Origin of the sequence: Streptomyces wuyuanensis (assembly GCF_900103455.1) — a bacterium.
Taxonomy (GTDB): Bacteria; Actinomycetota; Actinomycetes; order Streptomycetales; family Streptomycetaceae; genus Streptomyces; species Streptomyces wuyuanensis.
In genome coordinates, this window is record NZ_FNHI01000017.1 from 134,264 (window position 1) to 151,266 (window position 17,003).

A 17,003-nucleotide genomic window follows, 5' to 3' on the forward strand; every position below is an offset into this window, starting at 1 on the left:
GGTCTCAGTCCTTCTGCTTCCGGCGCCTCGCGGCCGGTACGGTGCGGCCGACGACGACCGTGCGCCTCGTCTGCGCGGGTGGTGCGTCGGCCCGGTTGCGGCTCATCGCGCGGCGCACGCCGTAGCCGAACGCCGCGACCTTCACGAGCGGACCGCCGAACGTCGAGGCGACCGTGGTGGAGAGCGCCGACGCGTTCGAGGTGACCTCCTGGACGTCGGAGGCGATGGCGTCGACCCGGTCGAGTTGGGTCTGCGCGGAGCGGACGGTGGCCGAGGCGTCGGCCAGCAGCGGCACGGCCTGCTCGGTCACCTCCGCCATCAGCTTGGTGGTCGCCTTGAGCGTCTGGGCCAGCCTCACCAGCACCACGGCGAGGAAGGAGACCAGGATCGCCCAGAAGACGGCCACCAGGATCCCGGCAACCTCTCCACCGGTCACGCTGCACCGCTCTCTGCTCGTCGAGGGTCACTTCGAAAGTCCTTGTCCGACCCTATCGCGCCCGAGGTCGGACCCCGTAACGGATCAGTGACCGCAGAACGGGAGTTGCGCGGATTCTACGGGGCGCTCCCGTCCGCGCACTCTCGGTGCCCATCGCGCCCCGGGGACGGGCGCCGCGGAACGCGAGAGCCCGCCGCTCCCCCGCCGGTGAGGGCGGGGAGGCGGCGGGCCGGGGCGCGAAGGCCGGTGGTACTGCGCCGCTGGATCAGCGGGCGTAGTACTCGACGACGAGCTGCTCGTCGCAGATCACCGGGATCTCCTTGCGGTTCGGCTCCCGGTCCAGGCGGAAGGCGAGCGCCTTGAGGTTGACCTGCAGGTAGCGCGGGGTCTCACCGTCGGGCGCGTAGCCACCCTCACGGGCGACCTGGAAGGGGTGCTTCTCGCGGGAGCGCTCGCGGATCGTGACGACGTCGTCCGGGCGGACACGGAACGAGGGCTTGTCGACCTTGCCGCCGTTGACCTCGACGTGGCCGTGGACGACCATCTGACGGGCCTGGTAGATCGTGCGGGCGATGCCGGAACGGAGCACCAGGGCGTCGAGACGGCGCTCGAGCTCGATGATCAGGGCCTCACCCGTCTTGCCCTGGACCTTGCTGGCGCGCTCGTAGGCACGGACCAGCTGACGCTCGGAGACGTCGTACTGGGCGCGAAGACGCTGCTTCTCGAGCAGACGGACCTTGTAGTCCGAGTTCTGCTTGCGGCCACGGCCGTGCTCACCCGGCGGGTAGGGGCGAGCCTCGAAGTACTTGACGGCCTTCGGCGTCAGGGCGATGCCGAGTGCACGCGACTTCTTGACCTTGGGTCGCGACTGGTTCACGGGGAACCTACCTCCATGTAAGTTAGGTGAGCCTTACCTTATTCGAGGAGGACGTAATGTCTCGACCGCATGGGATCCCCCTGCCCAGTGCGCATCGCAGTTCAGACGCCCCAGCGCCTGCTTACGACGACGATGAACAAGGTCAGCCGCGTCCCAGGGAAGACGCTCGGCAGCCCACCAAAGCCGAGCGCGTACGAACCCTCGTTGAGAACAACGCCTCAGTATCCCTCACGTTGCCGGGTGCTCGCGACCACGGTCCCGGCTACTGGGAACCCGCCGCACGCACCGTCACTCCCGAGGGGGACGTCGTTCTCCTTGTGCCATGGGATTCTCCCACGGCACGGGCGGCCGCGTACGCCCAGGACGACGACCTGACCTGCGTGATGGAGATCACCGATGTCGCCCCGGTCGCCGTGCGGCAGCGGATCCGCGGCCGCGCCTGGCTGGCCGGCTGGCTCACCGCCGTGCGCAACGAGGACCGCGCCCGGTTCGAGCGGCTGCTCGCCGAGCGGCACCCCGAGCGCTCCCCGTCGCTCACCGAGGCGGACCGTCCCGCCTGGATGCTGGTCCGGCTGGAGACGGGCGAGATCTCGGTGGACGACCTGTGGGGCGCGGGAGGCGTGGAGCCGGCGGACCTCGGGGCGGCCGAACCCGACCCCGTCGGACGGCACGAGGCGGAGCTCCTGCAGCACCTGCACTCGGCGCACGGCGACCAGGTGCGCGGGCTGGCCGGTCTGCTCGGGGAGCGCGGGGGCGCGGCCGTGCGGGGCGTGGTGCCGCTGGCCCTCGACCGCTTCGGGCTGCGGCTGCGTCTCACCGCCGTGGAAGGGCGTACGTTCGACGCGCGCTTCGACTTCCCCGCGCCCGTGAAGGACACCGCAGAGCTGCGGCACGCGATGCACACCCTCTTCGCCGCGTCCATGGGGTGACCGTGCGCCGCACCGGGCGGCCGGGTCAGGAACCCGGCGGGGTCTCGCCGCGCAGCCGCTCCCGGACCTTCTCGACCACATCCGCGTAGCGTGCCTCGGCTCCGTACCGCGTCGGCTCGTAGTAGCGCCTGCCGTGGACGGCGTCCGGCGCGTACTGCTGTGGAGCGATCGCACCCGGGACGTCGTGCGGATACACATAGCCCTGGGCGTGACCGAGCTTCGCGGCCCCCTTGTAGTGGCCGTCGCGCAGATGCCGCGGGACGGGACCGGCCAGCCCGTTGCGCACGTCCGCCAGAGCCGCGCCTATCGCCGTCGTGGCGGCGTTGGACTTCGGCGCCAGGGCCAGCGCGATGGTGGCGTGGCTCAGGGTGAGCGCCGCCTCCGGGAAACCGATCATGGCCACGGCCTGCGCGGCCGCGACGGCGGTCGGCAGGGCCGTCGGATCGGCGAGCCCGATGTCCTCGCTGGCCGAGATCATCAGCCGCCGGGCGATGAAGCGCGGGTCCTCACCCGCCTCGATCATCCGCGCCAGATAGTGCAGCGCGGCGTCCACGTCCGAGCCCCGGATGGACTTGATCAGGGCGCTCGCCACGTCGTAGTGCTGGTCGCCGTCCCGGTCGTACTTCACCGCAGCGCGGTCGACCGTCTCCTCCACGGTCTGGAGGGAGATCTCCGCCTCGCTCTTGGCGAGCGCGGCCCCCGCCGCGGCCTCCAGTGCGGTCAGGGCTCGTCTCGCGTCTCCCCCGGCGATCCGCAGCAGATGCTCCTCGGAGTCGCCCGGCAGCGTCACCGCGCCGCCGAGGCCGCGCTCCTCGGTCAGGGCCCGGCGCAGCAGACCGCGCACGTCGTCGTCGGTGAGAGGCTCCAGCGTGAGCAGCAGGGAGCGGGACAGCAACGGGGAGATCACCGAGAAGTACGGGTTCTCCGTGGTCGCGGCGATCAGCGTCACCCAGCGGTTCTCGACGGCTGGGAGCAGGGAGTCCTGCTGGGCCTTGCTGAAGCGGTGGATCTCGTCCAGGAAGAGGACGGTCTCCTTGCCGAAGCCGCCCGCGGCCCGTCGGGCCCCTTCGATGACGGCCCGGACCTCCTTGACGCCGGCGGTGATCGCGGACAGCTCGACGAAGCGCTTGTTGGTCGCCTTGGAGACGACGTACGCCAGGGTGGTCTTGCCCGTGCCGGGCGGGCCCCACAGGATCACCGAGGACGCTCCCGCCGGCCCGCCGGACCCCTCGCCCACGAGCCGGCGCAGCGGGGACCCCGGTTTGAGCAGGTGCTGCTGGCCCACGACCTCGTCGAGAGTGCGCGGACGCATGCGGACCGCCAGCGGACTCGCGGACGGGTCCTTCTCCTGGCGTTCCTCGGCGGCGGCGGTGAAAAGATCGGGCTCCACGTGCTGAAGCCTATGTGAGGGCACTGACAACCCCCGCCGCCCCCGCTTCGGGCCCGGGAGAGCGGATCCCGCGAAGGTCGGCCCGCGGATCGCCCCGCACCGCACGGGCCCGGCGGCTCAGCCGAGCCAGAAGTCCCACCAGCGCGTCAGGATCAGCATGCCGATCACACCGGTGTGCAGTACCGGCAGCACCCAGGTGAACTCGGCGAGGAAACCCTTCGCCCAGGCCGGAGCCGGCAGCAGTCCGTTGCGGATGTTGTGCGAAGTGACGTACCAGAACATGAAGATCGTGGCGATCCAGGCCAGGCAGCACCACAGGCACAGCGCGTTGATGCTGTACAGCGACTGGTACTGGAGCCAGGTGCAGAACGCGACGCCGAACAGCGTGCCCGCGTTGAACGTCAGCCAGTACCAGCGGCGGACGCGGGCACCGGCGAGGAGGCTCATCCCCACGCCGATCACGATCGCGTAGGTGACGAGGCCGAGCATCGGGTTCGGGAAGCCGAACGCCGAGGCCTGCTCGCTCTCCATCACGCTGCCGCAGGAGACGATCGGGTTGAGGCTGCAGCCGGGGGTGAACGTCGTCCCGGCGATCTTGGCCTCGAGGATCTTGAACTTGTCGATCGTGATGATCCACGCGGCGAGCAGCCCGGCCGCGCCCGTGATCACCAGCAGCCATGCGAACGCACGGCTGCCACCGACGGCGCCGCCCACGCGCTCCGCATCCTGGCCGGAGGACACGCCGTCAACCGCTGCAGTCGTCATATCGCCGTTCCATCGCTCGGTCACTGCTCTGGCACGGTCATTCTGCCGCACCCACGCCCCTGTCCACCGTTCGCTGGACATAAGGAAGGGGCTCCCCGGCCCGCCGGGCGGCACGGGAACGCGGAGGCCCGGCCCCCACGGGCCGGGCCTTCGTGCGCAATTCCCGGTCAGCCGAGCTTCGCCCGGATCTCCTCGACCACCGCGTCGAGGGCGACCGGTGCCTGCTCACCGGACTCCATGTCCTTGAGCTGGACCACCCCGTCGGCGAGGTCCCGCTCGCCGGCGACGACCGTGTACCGGGCGCCGCTGCGGTTGGCGCTCTTCATGGCGCCCTTGAGGCCCTTGCCGCCGTAGGAGAAGTCCGCGGCGACCCCGGCCTTGCGCAGCCGGGTGACGACGCCGAAGAGCACGCGGCGCGCCTCTTCCCCGAGCGGCACCGCGAACACGCTGGTGGACGCGGGCAGTTCGAGCTCGATCCCCTCGGCCTCCAGGGCCAGGACCGTGCGGTCCACACCGAGCGCCCAGCCGACCGACGGCAGCGCCGGGCCGCCGATCATCTCGGACAGCCCGTCGTAGCGACCCCCGCCGCCCACCGCGGACTGCGAGCCGAGTCCGTCGTGGACGAACTCGAACGTCGTACGGGTGTAGTAGTCCAGCCCGCGCACCAGCTTCTCGTCGTCCTCGAAGACCACGCCGGCCGCCGTCAGCAGCTCGCGCACCTCCTCGTGGTACGCCTTGCACCCGTCGCACAGGTAGTCGCGCAGCAGCGGGGCGCCCACGAGCTGCTTCTGGACGGAGTCGCGCTTGTCGTCGAGGACGCGCAGCGGGTTGATGTCGACGCGGCGGCGGGTGTCCTCGTCCAGGTCCAGCCCGCGCAGGAAGCCCTGCAGCGCGTCGCGGTAGACGGGGCGGCACTCCTTGTCGCCGAGCGAGTTCAGCAGGATCCGGAAGTCGCTCAGGCCGAGCGAGCGGTACGCCTGGTCGGCGAGGATGATCAGCTCGGCGTCGAGCGCCGGGTCCTCGGCGCCGATGGCCTCGGCACCGACCTGGGAGAAGTGCCTGTAGCGGCCCTTCTGGGGTCGCTCGTAGCGGTAGTACGAGCCCGAGTACCAGAGCTTCACCGGCAGATTGCCGGACTTGTGCAGGTTGGCCTCCAGCGCCGCGCGCAGCACGGACGCGGTGCCCTCGGGCCGCAGGGCCAGCCTGTCGCCGCCCTTGGTCTCGAAGGCGTACATCTCCTTGGTCACGATGTCGGTGGACTCCCCGACACCGCGCGCGAACAGCTCCACGTTCTCGAAGCCGGGCGTCTCGATGTAGCCGTAGCCGGAATTGCGCAGGGGCGCGGCGATCGCCTCGCGCACCGCCAGGTACTTGGCGGAGTCCGGCGGGATCAGGTCGTACGTGCCCTTGGGGGCCTGGAAGGTGGTCACGGAAGTTCTCGTCACATTCCTCGTCGGGGAGCGGCGCTGCCGCCGTCTCCCTGGCCGGCGGCCACCTCCCGCAGATACGGGTTGGAGGCGCGCTCGCGGCCGATGGTCGTCTGGGGACCGTGGCCGGACAGCACCACGGTCGAGTCGTCGAGCGGCAGGCACACGCGGGCCAGCGAGTCGAGCATCTCGGCCATGTCACCGCCGGGCAGGTCGGTGCGTCCGATGGAGCCGGCGAAGAGCAGGTCGCCCGAGAAGAAGACCGGCGGAATGTCTTCCGCCTCGGGCAGACCGAACGTCACCGACCCCTTGGTATGGCCGGGCGCGTGCCGCACGGTCATCTCCAGACCCGCCAGCTTCAGCGCGGCGCCGTCCGTCAGCTCGTGGACGTCGTCCGGCTCCCCCACGGTCAGCTCGCCCATGAGCGGCATCCCGATGGAGCGGCCGAGGGCCTTCTCCGGGTCGCTCATCATGTACCGGTCGGCGGGGTGGATCCACGCCGGTACGTCATGGGCCCCGCACACCGGGACGACCGAGGCGACGTGGTCGATGTGACCGTGGGTGAGGACCACGGCGACGGGCTTGAGCCGATGCTTCCTGAGCGTCTCCTCGACTCCCTCGGCGGCCTGGTGGCCCGGGTCGATGATCACGCACTCCTCGCCTGCGGCCGGGGCGACCAGGTAGCAGTTGGTCCCCCAGGCCCCTGCGGGGAACCCGGCAATAAGCACGATCGTCCTCTGTATGTCGTCCGACGGGGATATTGCGTCACGGATTGCAACAGGTCAGAGCCTACCGGCGCTGCTCATTTCACAGCCAACCCGTATACGGTACGGGCACACCCGTGCCTCATGGATCACACCATCACCAAGGAGAAGAACCGGTGGTCAGCAGCGATCAGCGGCGGCGCCAGCTCGCCAGGGAGAAGTTCGAGCGGCAGCAGCGGCGCCGTGAGGAGGCCCGCAGGAAGGCCAAACGCCGCAACGCGGTCGTCGCGGCCGGACTCGCCGTCGTGGTGGCGGCGGGGGGCGCCGCCTACCTCTCGGTGGGTCTGGCGGACGGCGACTCGCGGGACGACGCGTCGCAGCAGGCCGCCCCGACGCCGACGCCCGCCGAGAGCGAGAGCAGCGTGCCCGAGCCGAAGATGGCCATCGACGCCAAGGGCTCTTACAAGATGTCGCTGGACACCGACCGGGGCGCCGTCGCGTTCACCATGGACGCCGCGAAGACGCCGCGCACGGTCAACTCGTTCAAGCACCTTGCGGACAAGGGCTTCTTCGACGGCACCAAGTGTCATCGACTCACCACGGAGGGCATCTTCGTACTGCAGTGCGGAGACCCGAAGGGCGACGGCACGGGCGGCCCGGGCTACACGATCCCGGACGAGAACCTGACGGCCCTCGGCAAGCCGGCCGCCGACGGCAAGGTCACCTACCCCGCGGGCACGGTGGCCATGGCGAACACGGGCCAGCCGAACAGCGGCGGCAGCCAGTTCTTCCTCGTCTACAAGGACAGCAAGCTGCCGCCGTCGTACACGCCGTTCGGCAAGATCGACGAGGCCGGGCTGTCCGTGGTCGAGGCGGTCGGGGCGGCCGGTGTCGTGGGCGGGGCCACGGACGGGGCACCCGCGAAGGCGGTCACCGTGAAGAAGGCGGCGGTCAGCAAGGGGTGACCCGGCGAATTCGGCGGCGCCGAGTGCGGACAGCCGGGCAGCCGGTCGCCTAGATTGGCGTTGTGCAGCGCGGGCTGGGTCCGCGTTGCGGGAGGGCGGGCGAGGCCCGTCCAGGAAACTGTGGACGATGCCCGGGGGCCCGAGCCCCTCGGGGGCATCATGTGGAGGAGGCGCTGTGAGCAGCGACCCGTGGGGCCGCGTCGACGAGACGGGCACCGTGTACGTGCGGACTTCCGATGGCGAGCAGGTCGTCGGATCGTGGCAGGCCGGCTCTCCCGAGGAGGCACTGGCCTACTTCGAGCGCAAGTACGAGGGCTTGGTTGTCGAGATCGGCCTCCTCGAGAAGCGGGTGAAGACCACCGATCTGTCGGCGAAAGACGCGATGGCCGCGATCGACCACATCCGCGGGCAGATCGACGAGCACCACGCGGTCGGCGACCTCGAGGCGCTGAGCAAGCGGCTGGACGCGCTCGTCGCGTCGGTGGAGGCGCGTCGCGAGGAGCGCAAAGCCCAGAAGGCGAAGCAGACCGACGAGGCCAGGCACGCAAAGGAGGCCCTGGTCGCCGAGGCGGAGGAGCTGGCACAGAGCGAGCAGTGGCGTGCGGCCGGCGAGCGGTTGCGGGCCCTGGTGGACACCTGGAAGGGCCTGCCGCGGCTCGACCGGAAGTCCGACGACGAGCTGTGGCACCGCTTCTCCCATGCGCGGTCGGCTTTCTCCAAGCGCCGCAAGGCGCACTTCGCCGCGCTGGACGCTCAGCGCGAGGTGGCCCGGCAGACGAAGGAGCGGCTGGTCGCCGAGGCGGAGTCGCTGTCGGGTTCGACCGACTGGGGTCCGACGGCCGCGCGCTACCGCGACCTGATGGCCGAGTGGAAGGCCGCGGGGCGCGCGCAGCGTGAGCACGAGGAGGACCTGTGGAACCGCTTCCGCGGCGCCCAGGACATCTTCTTCGCCGCCCGCAGCGGGGTGTTCGCGGAGCGGGACGCCGAGCAGTCCGAGAACCTGAAGCTCAAGGAGGAGCTGGCGGTCGAGGCGGAGAAGCTGGTGCCGGTGACGGATCTGAAGGCCGCGCGTGCCGCCTTCCGTTCCATCAACGAGCGCTGGGAGGCCATCGGTCACGTCCCGCGTGACGCCCGCCCGAAGGTCGAGGGCCGGATGCACACGGTGGAGCGGGCGATCCAGGAGGCCGAGGAGGCCGAGTGGCGCCGCACCAACCCCGAAGCGCGGGCGCGTGCCGAGGGGCTGACGGGTCAGCTGCAGGCCGCGGTCGACAAGCTGCGCACGCAGGTCGACGCGGCCCGGGCCGCCGGCAACAACGCGAAGGCCGACAAGCTCTCGCGCGAGCTTGAGGGCCGTCAGGCGCTGCTCGACCAGGCGCTGAAGGGCCTGGAGGAGTTCGGCGGCTGACACCGCGGACACGGATGTGGGAGGGGCCCGGCGGCATGTGCCGCCGGGCCCCTCCCACATCCGTGTTCCTGTCGGCCGCTGCGTCCGCGGCTTCGGCGGAAGGCGGGACCCGCCGGCCGGGTGAGCGTGCCGGACCCGGCCGGGCCCCGGGGCGGCCGTCGTTACGGGCGCCGTGCCGACGTCACGCGGTAGACGTCGTAGACGCCCTCGACTCCCCTGACGGCCTTCAGGACATGGCCCAGGTGCTTCGGGTCGCCCATCTCGAAGGTGAAGCGCGAGGTGGCGACGCGGTCACGGGAGGTCTGGACGGCCGCGGACAGGATGTTGACGTGCTGGTCGGACAGGACTCGGGTGACGTCCGACAGCAGCCGGGAGCGGTCCAGCGCCTCGACCTGGATGGCGACGAGGAAGACCGAGGACTGCGTCGGCGCCCACTCGACGTCGAGCATGCGCTCGGGCTGTTGCGACAGCGAGTCCACGTTGACGCAGTCCGCCCGGTGCACGGAGACGCCGCTGCCGCGGGTGACGAACCCGATGATCGGGTCTCCGGGCACGGGCGTACAGCAGCGGGCGAGCTTCACCCACACGTCGTCGACACCCTTGACGACCACACCCGGATCGGCGTTGGCACGGCGCTTGCGGCCGCGGCTGCGGGACGGCGGTGTCGACTCGGCGATGTCCTCGCTGGCCGCTTCCTCGCCGCCGAGCGCCTGGACGAGCTTCTGGACCACGCCCTGCGCCGCGACGTGTCCCTCGCCGATCGCCGCGTACAGCGACGAGATGTCGGGATAGCGCATCTCGTGCGCGAGCGTGACCAGCGAGTCGCCGGTGAGGATGCGCTGGATCGGCAGGTTCTGCTTGCGCATCGCCCGGACGATGGCGTCCTTGCCCTGCTCGATCGCCTCGTCGCGGCGCTCCTTCGAGAACCAGGCGCGGATCTTGTTCCTGGCCCGGGGCGACTTGACGAAGCCCAGCCAGTCGCGCGAGGGGCCCGCGCCGGTCGCCTTGGAGGTGAAGACCTCGACCAGGTCGCCGTTGTCCAGCGTCGACTCGAGCGGTACGAGCCGCCCGTTGACGCGTGCGCCTATCGTGCGGTGGCCGACCTCGGTGTGGACCGCGTACGCGAAGTCGACGGGAGTGGCGCCCGCGGGGAGCGCTATGACGTCGCCCTTCGGCGTGAAGACGAAGACCTCGTTGCGGGAGAGGTCGAAGCGCAGGGACTCCAGGAACTCGCCCGGGTCCTCGGTCTCCTTCTGCCAGTCCAGCAACTGCCGCAGCCACGCCATGTCGTTGATGGCGTCCTTGTCCTTGCCCGAGCCCTTGGGGACGTCGGTGCGGATCTTGGACGCGCCGGCGACGGCCTCCTGCTTGTACTTCCAGTGCGCGGCGATGCCGTACTCGGCCCGGCGGTGCATGTCGAACGTACGGATCTGGAGCTCGACCGGCTTTCCGTTGGGCCCGATCACCGTCGTGTGCAGCGACTGGTACATGTTGAACTTCGGCATCGCGATGTAGTCCTTGAACCGCCCCGGAACGGGGTTCCAGCGGGCGTGGACGGTGCCGAGTGCCGCATAGCAGTCGCGGACGGTGTCGACGAGGACGCGGATGCCGACCAGGTCGTAGATCTCCGCGAAGTCCCGGCCGCGGACGATCATCTTCTGGTAGACGCTGTAGTAGTGCTTCGGCCGGCCGGTGACGGTGGCCTTGATGCGGGCGGCGCGCAGATCGGACTGCACCTCGTCCGTCACTATCGCCAGGTACTCGTCACGCTTGGGGGCGCGCTCGGCGACGAGGCGGACGATCTCGTCGTACATCTTCGGGTAGAGGATCGCGAAGGCGAGGTCCTCGAGCTCCCACTTGATGGTGTTCATGCCCAGCCGATGGGCCAGCGGGGCGTAGATCTCCAGGGTCTCGCGGGCCTTCTTCTCCTGCTTCTCCCGCTTGAGATAGCGCATCGTGCGCATGTTGTGCAGGCGGTCGGCGAGTTTGATGACCAGGACGCGCGGGTCCTTGGCCATGGCGACGACCATCTTGCGGACGGTCTCGGCCTGGGCGGCCTCGCCGAACTTGACCTTGTCCAGCTTGGTGACGCCGTCGACGAGCAGGGCAACCTGGTCGCCGAAGTCGCGGCGCAGGGTGTCCAGACCGTACTCGGTGTCCTCGACCGTGTCGTGCAGCAGCCCGGCCATGAGCGTGGCCGGGTCCATGCCGAGCTCGGCGAGGATGGTCGTGACGGCGAGCGGATGCGTGATGTACGGATCGCCGCTCTTGCGCTTCTGGCCGCGGTGCCAGCGCTCGGCGACCTGGTAGGCGCGCTCGATCTGGCGCAGCGTGGCGGTCTCGATCTTCGGGTCGTTGCTGCGGACGATCCTCAGCAGCGGCTCGAGCACCGGGTTGTACGGGCTGGAGCGCTGCACGCCGAGCCGGGCCAGCCGGGCGCGGACCCGGTTGGACGAGCCGCCGGAGCGCGCGGGAGCCGGGGCGGGCTGCTGCGCGGGCTTGGGCGCCGTCACCGGAGCCGAGGCCGGGCCGCTCGCACTCCCCTGAGCGGCCGCGGTCCGTTCCGCCGGCTTCTTCTCGGGCATGGCAGCGGCCGCCACAGCCTTGTCGGCCTGCTGGTCGGGCTGCGCGGTGGCGGGACGGGCCTCGTCTGGCAAGAGCGCTCCTCGTGCGGATCCGGGTCCCCCGGTCAGGCCCGGAAAGGCCATGGTATCGATCCCGGGCGTTCACCTCGCCCCGGGACGGGGACTGTCCACAACGCGGAACGGGCACCCGGTGTTCCCGGGTGCCCGTTGACGTGCCTGTACGGCGGTGCCGCGCAGGTCAGACCGTCAGCAGCGCCTCCAGCGGTGCACCCCGCAGCGCGGGCTCCAGACGGGCCCGCCCGCCGAGGAAGCCCAGCTCCATGAGGATCGCGACGCCCGCGACCTCGGCACCCGCCCTGCGGATCAGCTCCAGCGAGGCCTCGGCCGTGCCGCCGGTGGCGAGGACGTCGTCGATCACCATGACCCGGTCGTCGCCGTCGAGGTCCTCGGCGTGGATCTCGATCTCGGCAGTGCCGTACTCCAGCTCGTACGCCTGCGCCAGCGTCGCTCCGGGGAGCTTGCCCGCCTTGCGCACGGGGATGAAGCCGAGGCCCGCGCGGACCGCCACCGGGGCGGCGAGGATGAAGCCGCGGGCCTCCAGACCCACGACCTTCGTCGCGCCGTGGCGGGCGCACATGTCGGCCAGGGCGTCGGTGAGGGCCGTGAAGGCCGCCGGGTCGGCGAGCAGCGGGGTGATGTCCTTGAACATCACGCCCGGCTTCGGGTAGTCGGAGACGTCCCGGATGCGGCTGAGCAGAAGCTCCCGCATGTCCGTGGTCATCGGCGCCTGCCCGAGGGGCGGCCCCGGCCGCGGCCGCGCTGACCGACGACGGCTCCCGCCGTCGCCGTCTCGTCGTACGCGGCGTCCTGGGGCTCGCCATGGGGCTCCGCGTCGCCGTCCTCACCGGACTCGCCCCTGGCGGCGGCCGTCGCGCGCTTGGCGAGGACCCGCTTCTTCAGCGCCTTCATCGCGGGCTCGCGCTCCTTGAGGTCGGCGACCAGCGGAGTGGCGATGAAGATCGACGAGTAGGCACCGGCGGCGAGCCCGACGAACAGCGACAGCGAGATGTCGTTCAGCATGCCCGCGCCGAGGAAGCCGCCGCCGATGAACAGCAGGCCGGCGACCGGCAGCAGCGCCACGACCGTCGTGTTGATCGAGCGGACCAGGGTGCTGTTGATCGAGCGGTTCGCGATCTCGCTGTACGTCCAGCGGGTCTGCTTGGTGATGTCCTTCGTGCCTTCCTTGAGGCTGTCGAAGACCACCACCGTGTCGTACAGCGAGTAACCGAGGATCGTGAGCAGACCGATCACCGTGCCCGGCGTGACCTCGAACCCGACGAGCGCGTAGATGCCCACCGTGATCGTGATGTCGTGGATCAGCGCCACGAGGGCGGCGAGTGCCATGCGCCACTCGAAGGCGATGGCCAGATAGATCACCACGAGGATCATGAACACGCCGAGACCGGTCCATGCCTTGTTGGCGATCTGCTCGCCCCAGCTGGGACCGACCAGTTCGGCGTTGATCTGCCCCGCCGGGATCTTCAGGTCCTCGGAGAGCTGCTTGCCGACCGTGTTGGCCTCTTCGGTGTCCAGTTCGCTGACCTGGATGCGCAGCGTGTCGTTGCCGAGCTTCTGGACGATCGCCGGGTGGCCGGAGGCCTCCTGCGCGTACTCCTGGGCCTGCGTGACGGACACGCTCGTCTTCGGGGTGGTGAAGACGGCACCGCCCTTGAACTCGATGCCCATGTTCAGACCCCGTACCGCCAGGCCGACGATGGCCGTGATGGTGATCAGGATCGAGATTCCGTACCAGATCTTCCGCTTGCCGACGAAGTCGTAGCCGACCTCACCGCGGTAGAGCCTGGCGCCAAGGTTGCCGAGACGCGACATCTCACGCCTCCTTCGGGTCGACGGGGGCGGAGACGCGGCGCGAGCGGCGCAGCGGCGGCTTGGCACCGAGGCGCTTCGGGTCCAGTCCGGACCAGGGGTGTCCGCTCGCGAAGAACTTCGTGCGGGCGAGGAGCGTCATCAGCGGCTTGGTGAAGAAGAACACCACGACGACGTCGAGCAGGGTGGTCAGGCCGAGCGTGAACGCGAAGCCCTGGACCTTGCCGACGGTCACGATGAAGAGCACCGCTGCGGCGAGGAACGACACGAAGTCGGAGACCAGGATGGTGCGCCGGGCGCGCGGCCAGGCGCGCTCGACGGCGGGGCGCAGTGTGCGGCCCTCGCGGATCTCGTCCCGGATGCGCTCGAAGTACACGATGAACGAGTCGGCGGTGATGCCGATGGCGACGATGGCACCGCAGACGGCCGGCAGGTTCAGCGCGAAGCCGATGGCCGGGCCGAGCAGGGACATCAGGGCGTACGTCAGGATCGCCGAGGCCAGCAGGCTGAGCAGCGCCACGATCGACAGGCCCCGGTAGTAGACCACCAGGTAGATCACGACGAGCGCGAGGCCGATGGCGCCCGCGATGAGACCCGCCTTGAGCTGCTCGCCGCCGAGTGCGGCGGTGACGGTGGTGACGCTCTGCTGGTCGAAGCTCAGCGGCAGCGCACCGTAGGACAGGATGTTGCCGAGGTCCTGGGCCGACTGCTGGTCGAAGCTGCCGGAGATCTCGGCGCTGGCGCTGAGGGTCTGGTTGACCTGGGGAGCGGAGACGACCTCGCCGTCGAGGACGATCGCGAACTGGTTCATCGGCGAGGGCTGCTGGGACAGCTTGCCGGTGATCTTCGCGAACTTCTTCGAGCCCGCGCCCGTGAAGTCCATCTGCACGATCCAGATGCCGCGCTGCGGGTCGAGCACGCCCTTGGCGTCGTCGACGTCCTTGCCGTCGACCTCGGCCGGACCGAGCAGGTACTTCTCCCAGCCTCCGACGCTGTTCTTGCCACAGGCGACGGTGGCCTGCTCGGGCTGGGCGCCCTTGCCCGCGTTGGCGCGTGCCTTCGGGTCGAGGCAGTTCAACGCGGCGAACTGCTTCTCCAGCTCCGGGTTGGCGGCGGCACCACTGGGCATGGGCACCGGGTTCTCCGGGGCCTTCGGCTGGTCCGCGGGGGCACCGCTCGGCGACGGAGACGGCGCCTTCAGCGCCTCGGTGACGGCCCGGCCCTGCGTGGTCGGGCTGCTGCTCGGCGCGGTGGCCTTGTCCTTGCCGTCGGTGGCCTTGTCGGCGGGCTTGCCGGACGGCGAGGCGCTCGGGCTTCCGGCCGGCTCGGGAGTCGCCGGGCCGGCGGGCGCCACGTTGAGCACGGGGCGGAAGAACAGCTGGGCCGTCGTGCCCACCTGCTTCTGGGCCTGCTCCGAGTCGGTCCCCTTGGGGATGTTGACGATGATGTTCTCTTTGCCCTGGGTCTGGACCTCGGCCTCGGAGACACCCAGACCGTTGACGCGGCGCTCGATGATGCCGACCGCCGTGGCCATGTTGGTCTCGTTGACCGCGCTCTCCTTGCCGGGCTCCGCCTCGGCCTTGAGCGTGATCGTCGTACCGCCCGCGAGGTCGATGCCGAGCCGCGGCGTGGTCTCCCCGGACCAGAACATCCCGCCGACGAGAGCGGCCATGACGATCAGCATCAGCGCGAGGGTGCGCCCCGGCTTCCCCTGACCCCCCGGCGCCTTTCGGCCCTTCTTCGGTGCTGCCACCTTGTCGTTTCTCCCTGTCCAACCGCCCCGCGCCGGGTATGCGACGGGTCGGCCACGATGTGTTGTGGGGACCTGCCCCCGCGGAAGAAGTGGGCACGCACCGGGGACCGCGTGCGCCGGTGGGCGCGCCGCGGTCCCCGGTCGCGGCTACTTCGCGTCGGTGTCGCCGCCGCTCTTGTCGTCGCCCTTGGCGTCCTTGGCCTCCGGCGCCGGCGCGGCGTCGTCCGCCTCGTCCTTCTTGCCGAGGTCGATCTTGGCATCCTTGGCGGCGTCGCCGTCACCCGCGTCGGTCAGCGAGGAGGCGTCGTCGGGGACGATCGGCGTGTCGCTCTTGAGGTCGCTGTCACCGTCGCCGTGCACGATCCGGTTGTACTCGGCGTCCTCCAGGACGGCCCCGATGGCGTTCTTGGCGAACACGAGGTGGACGCCGGGCGCGGCCTCGAGGAGGACCGTGTCGTCGTTGACCTCCTTGACCGTGGCGTAGAGGCCGCCGATGGTCCGGACGCCGGTGCCGGGCTGCATCTGGTTCCGCATGTTCACCGCCGCCTGCTGCTTCTTCTTGGCGGAGCGGGTCATCAGGAACATGGCCCCGATGAGCACGATGAACGGGAGGAGGGTCACGATATCCACGGGACGGAATTCCTTCGCACGACCGCGCTGAGGAGCGGCCTGGTCTACGGGGGTGGGTACGCCGACCTTCACGGGCGGCATCGGCGGAGTCTAAGCGAGTCCGCATCGATGGAACAACGCCCAGCATCGCACCCCGGTTCCCGCCCGGGCGACCCTCCGCGCCGTCACGTCCCGAACAGACCCTGTTGTCCGCTTGCGCCTGGGCCCTGCTGGGGCGGCACAAGGCCGAGATGCGCCCATGCCGCGGGGGTCGCCACCCGGCCCCGCGGGGTCCGGGCCAGCAGACCCTCCCGGACCAGGAAGGGCTCGGCGACCTCCTCGACGGTCTCCCGCTCCTCCCCCACGGCCACGGCCAGGGTCGACAGACCGACCGGGCCGCCGGCGAACAGCTTGAGGAGCGCCTGGAGCACCGCGCGGTCGAGCCGGTCGAGGCCGCGGCCGTCCACCTCGTACACGCCGAGGGCCGCCGCCGCGATCTCACGGGTGATCCGGCCGTCCGCCTTGACCTGCGCGTAGTCGCGGACGCGGCGCAGCAGCCGGTTGGCGATGCGGGGCGTGCCGCGGGAGCGGCCGGCGATCTCCGCCGCTCCGTCCGTGTCGATCGCCACGTCGAGGAGCTGGGCGGAGCGGTGGATGACGCGCTCGAGCTCGGCGGGACCGTAGAACTCCATGTGCGCGGTGAAGCCGAAGCGGTCGCGGAGCGGCGGGGGCAGCAGTCCGGCCCGGGTGGTGGCACCGACCAGGGTGAACGGCGGCAGCTCGAGCGGGATGGCGGTGGCGCCGGGGCCCTTGCCGACGATCACGTCGACGCGGAAGTCCTCCATGGCCATGTAGAGCATCTCCTCGGCGGGCCGGGACATCCGGTGGATCTCGTCGAGGAACAGCACCTCGCCCTCCTGGAGGGAGGACAGGATGGCGGCGAGGTCTCCCGCGTGCTGGATGGCCGGGCCGCTGGTGATCCTGATGGGGGCGCCCATCTCCGCCGCGATGATCATGGACAGCGTCGTCTTGCCGAGCCCTGGCGCGCCGGAGAGCAGGACGTGGTCGGCGGTGGCACCGCGCGCGAGGGCGGCCTTCAGGACGAGGTCGAGCTGCTCGCGTACGCGCTCCTGCCCGACGAACTCCTCCAGCGACTTCGGCCGCAGGGCCGCCTCCACCGCCTGGTCCTCGCCGTCGGCGGAGGCCCCGACGAGCCTGCCGTCGTCGGCGGCGGCGTCGGTCGGCGGTGCGGTGTCGTCCCAGTTCACAGT

At 70.6% G+C, this 17,003-nt stretch carries 15 protein-coding genes; 3 read left to right on the forward strand and 12 right to left on the reverse strand.

Going from position 1 to position 17,003, the window contains the following annotated elements; all coding sequences use genetic code 11:
- Nucleotides 1-4 precede the first annotated feature (4 nt).
- A complete protein-coding gene (locus BLT82_RS24130) occupies nt 5-436 on the reverse strand; it encodes a DUF948 domain-containing protein (protein ID WP_093658305.1) in 432 nt (143 codons plus the stop codon).
- A gap of 265 nt (nt 437-701) precedes the next feature.
- Nucleotides 702-1,313 carry a 30S ribosomal protein S4 gene (gene rpsD / locus BLT82_RS24135; RefSeq protein WP_093658307.1) on the reverse strand — a complete coding sequence of 204 codons (612 nt, stop codon included), beginning with the start codon at nt 1,311-1,313 and terminating at the stop codon, nt 702-704.
- Nucleotides 1,314-1,630: 317 nt separating this feature from the next.
- On the opposite strand from rpsD, the gene BLT82_RS38085 reads away from it, so the two are divergent.
- A complete protein-coding gene (locus BLT82_RS38085) occupies nt 1,631-2,242 on the forward strand; it encodes a DUF2470 domain-containing protein (RefSeq protein WP_404205092.1) in 612 nt (203 codons plus the stop codon).
- A 25-nt stretch (nt 2,243-2,267) separates the two neighbouring features.
- Here the strand turns inward: BLT82_RS38085 and BLT82_RS24145 are convergent, their stop codons facing one another.
- From BLT82_RS24145 to BLT82_RS24160, 4 genes are all read right to left on the reverse strand, one after another.
- Nucleotides 2,268-3,632, reverse strand: coding sequence for a replication-associated recombination protein A (locus BLT82_RS24145; RefSeq protein ID WP_093658311.1), 1,365 nt, complete (start codon nt 3,630-3,632; stop codon nt 2,268-2,270).
- A 117-nt stretch (nt 3,633-3,749) separates the two neighbouring features.
- On the reverse strand, nt 3,750-4,397 hold the full coding sequence (locus BLT82_RS24150) for a vitamin K epoxide reductase family protein (protein WP_093658313.1): 648 nt from the start codon (nt 4,395-4,397) through the stop codon (nt 3,750-3,752).
- Between the two features lie 167 nt (nt 4,398-4,564).
- On the reverse strand, nt 4,565-5,827 hold the full coding sequence (gene hisS, locus BLT82_RS24155; protein WP_093658315.1) for a histidine--tRNA ligase: 1,263 nt from the start codon (nt 5,825-5,827) through the stop codon (nt 4,565-4,567).
- Between the two features lie 11 nt (nt 5,828-5,838).
- A complete protein-coding gene (locus tag BLT82_RS24160; protein ID WP_093658317.1) occupies nt 5,839-6,552 on the reverse strand; it encodes an MBL fold metallo-hydrolase in 714 nt (237 codons plus the stop codon).
- Between the two features lie 152 nt (nt 6,553-6,704).
- On the opposite strand from BLT82_RS24160, the gene BLT82_RS24165 reads away from it, so the two are divergent.
- Both BLT82_RS24165 and BLT82_RS24170 read left to right on the forward strand, forming a co-directional pair.
- Nucleotides 6,705-7,493: a peptidylprolyl isomerase gene (locus BLT82_RS24165; RefSeq protein ID WP_093658319.1), complete on the forward strand. Its 789-nt coding sequence runs from the start codon at nt 6,705-6,707 to the stop codon at nt 7,491-7,493.
- 175 nt (nt 7,494-7,668) lie between these two features.
- Nucleotides 7,669-8,898 carry a DUF349 domain-containing protein gene (locus tag BLT82_RS24170; RefSeq protein WP_093658321.1) on the forward strand — a complete coding sequence of 410 codons (1,230 nt, stop codon included), beginning with the start codon at nt 7,669-7,671 and terminating at the stop codon, nt 8,896-8,898.
- 161 nt (nt 8,899-9,059) lie between these two features.
- Here the strand turns inward: BLT82_RS24170 and BLT82_RS24175 are convergent, their stop codons facing one another.
- From BLT82_RS24175 to ruvB, 6 genes are all read right to left on the reverse strand, one after another.
- Nucleotides 9,060-11,555, reverse strand: a complete 2,496-nt coding sequence (locus BLT82_RS24175) for a RelA/SpoT family protein (protein ID WP_093658323.1) — start codon at nt 11,553-11,555, stop codon at nt 9,060-9,062.
- 166 nt (nt 11,556-11,721) lie between these two features.
- Nucleotides 11,722-12,264 carry an adenine phosphoribosyltransferase gene (locus tag BLT82_RS24180; protein WP_093658325.1) on the reverse strand — a complete coding sequence of 181 codons (543 nt, stop codon included), beginning with the start codon at nt 12,262-12,264 and terminating at the stop codon, nt 11,722-11,724.
- Complete coding sequence (gene secF, locus BLT82_RS24185; protein WP_093658327.1) at nt 12,261-13,373, reverse strand: protein translocase subunit SecF; 1,113 nt, start codon at nt 13,371-13,373, stop codon at nt 12,261-12,263. The genes BLT82_RS24180 and secF overlap by 4 nt, the downstream gene beginning before the upstream one ends.
- A 1-nt stretch (nt 13,374) precedes the next feature.
- Entirely contained in the window at nt 13,375-15,123 is a 1,749-nt protein-coding gene (secD, locus tag BLT82_RS24190; RefSeq protein ID WP_208868017.1) for a protein translocase subunit SecD, read from the reverse strand.
- Nucleotides 15,124-15,270: 147 nt separating this feature from the next.
- Nucleotides 15,271-15,753 (reverse strand): preprotein translocase subunit YajC, encoded by a 483-nt coding sequence (gene yajC / locus BLT82_RS24195; RefSeq protein WP_093658331.1) that lies wholly within the window; start codon nt 15,751-15,753, stop codon nt 15,271-15,273.
- A 164-nt stretch (nt 15,754-15,917) separates the two neighbouring features.
- Nucleotides 15,918-17,000 (reverse strand): Holliday junction branch migration DNA helicase RuvB, encoded by a 1,083-nt coding sequence (gene ruvB, locus BLT82_RS24200; RefSeq protein ID WP_093658333.1) that lies wholly within the window; start codon nt 16,998-17,000, stop codon nt 15,918-15,920.
- Between the last annotated feature and the right edge of the window lie 3 nt (nt 17,001-17,003).

Bases quoted from the DNA above. Each gene is read 5' to 3' on its own strand.
- BLT82_RS24150 (WP_093658313.1), bottom strand. From the start codon at position 4,397: ATGACGACTGCAGCGGTTGACGGCGTGTCCTCCGGCCAGGATGCGGAG.
- BLT82_RS24180 (WP_093658325.1), bottom strand. From the start codon at position 12,264: ATGACCACGGACATGCGGGAGCTTCTGCTCAGCCGCATCCGGGACGTC.
- secF (WP_093658327.1), bottom strand. From the start codon at position 13,373: ATGTCGCGTCTCGGCAACCTTGGCGCCAGGCTCTACCGCGGTGAGGTC.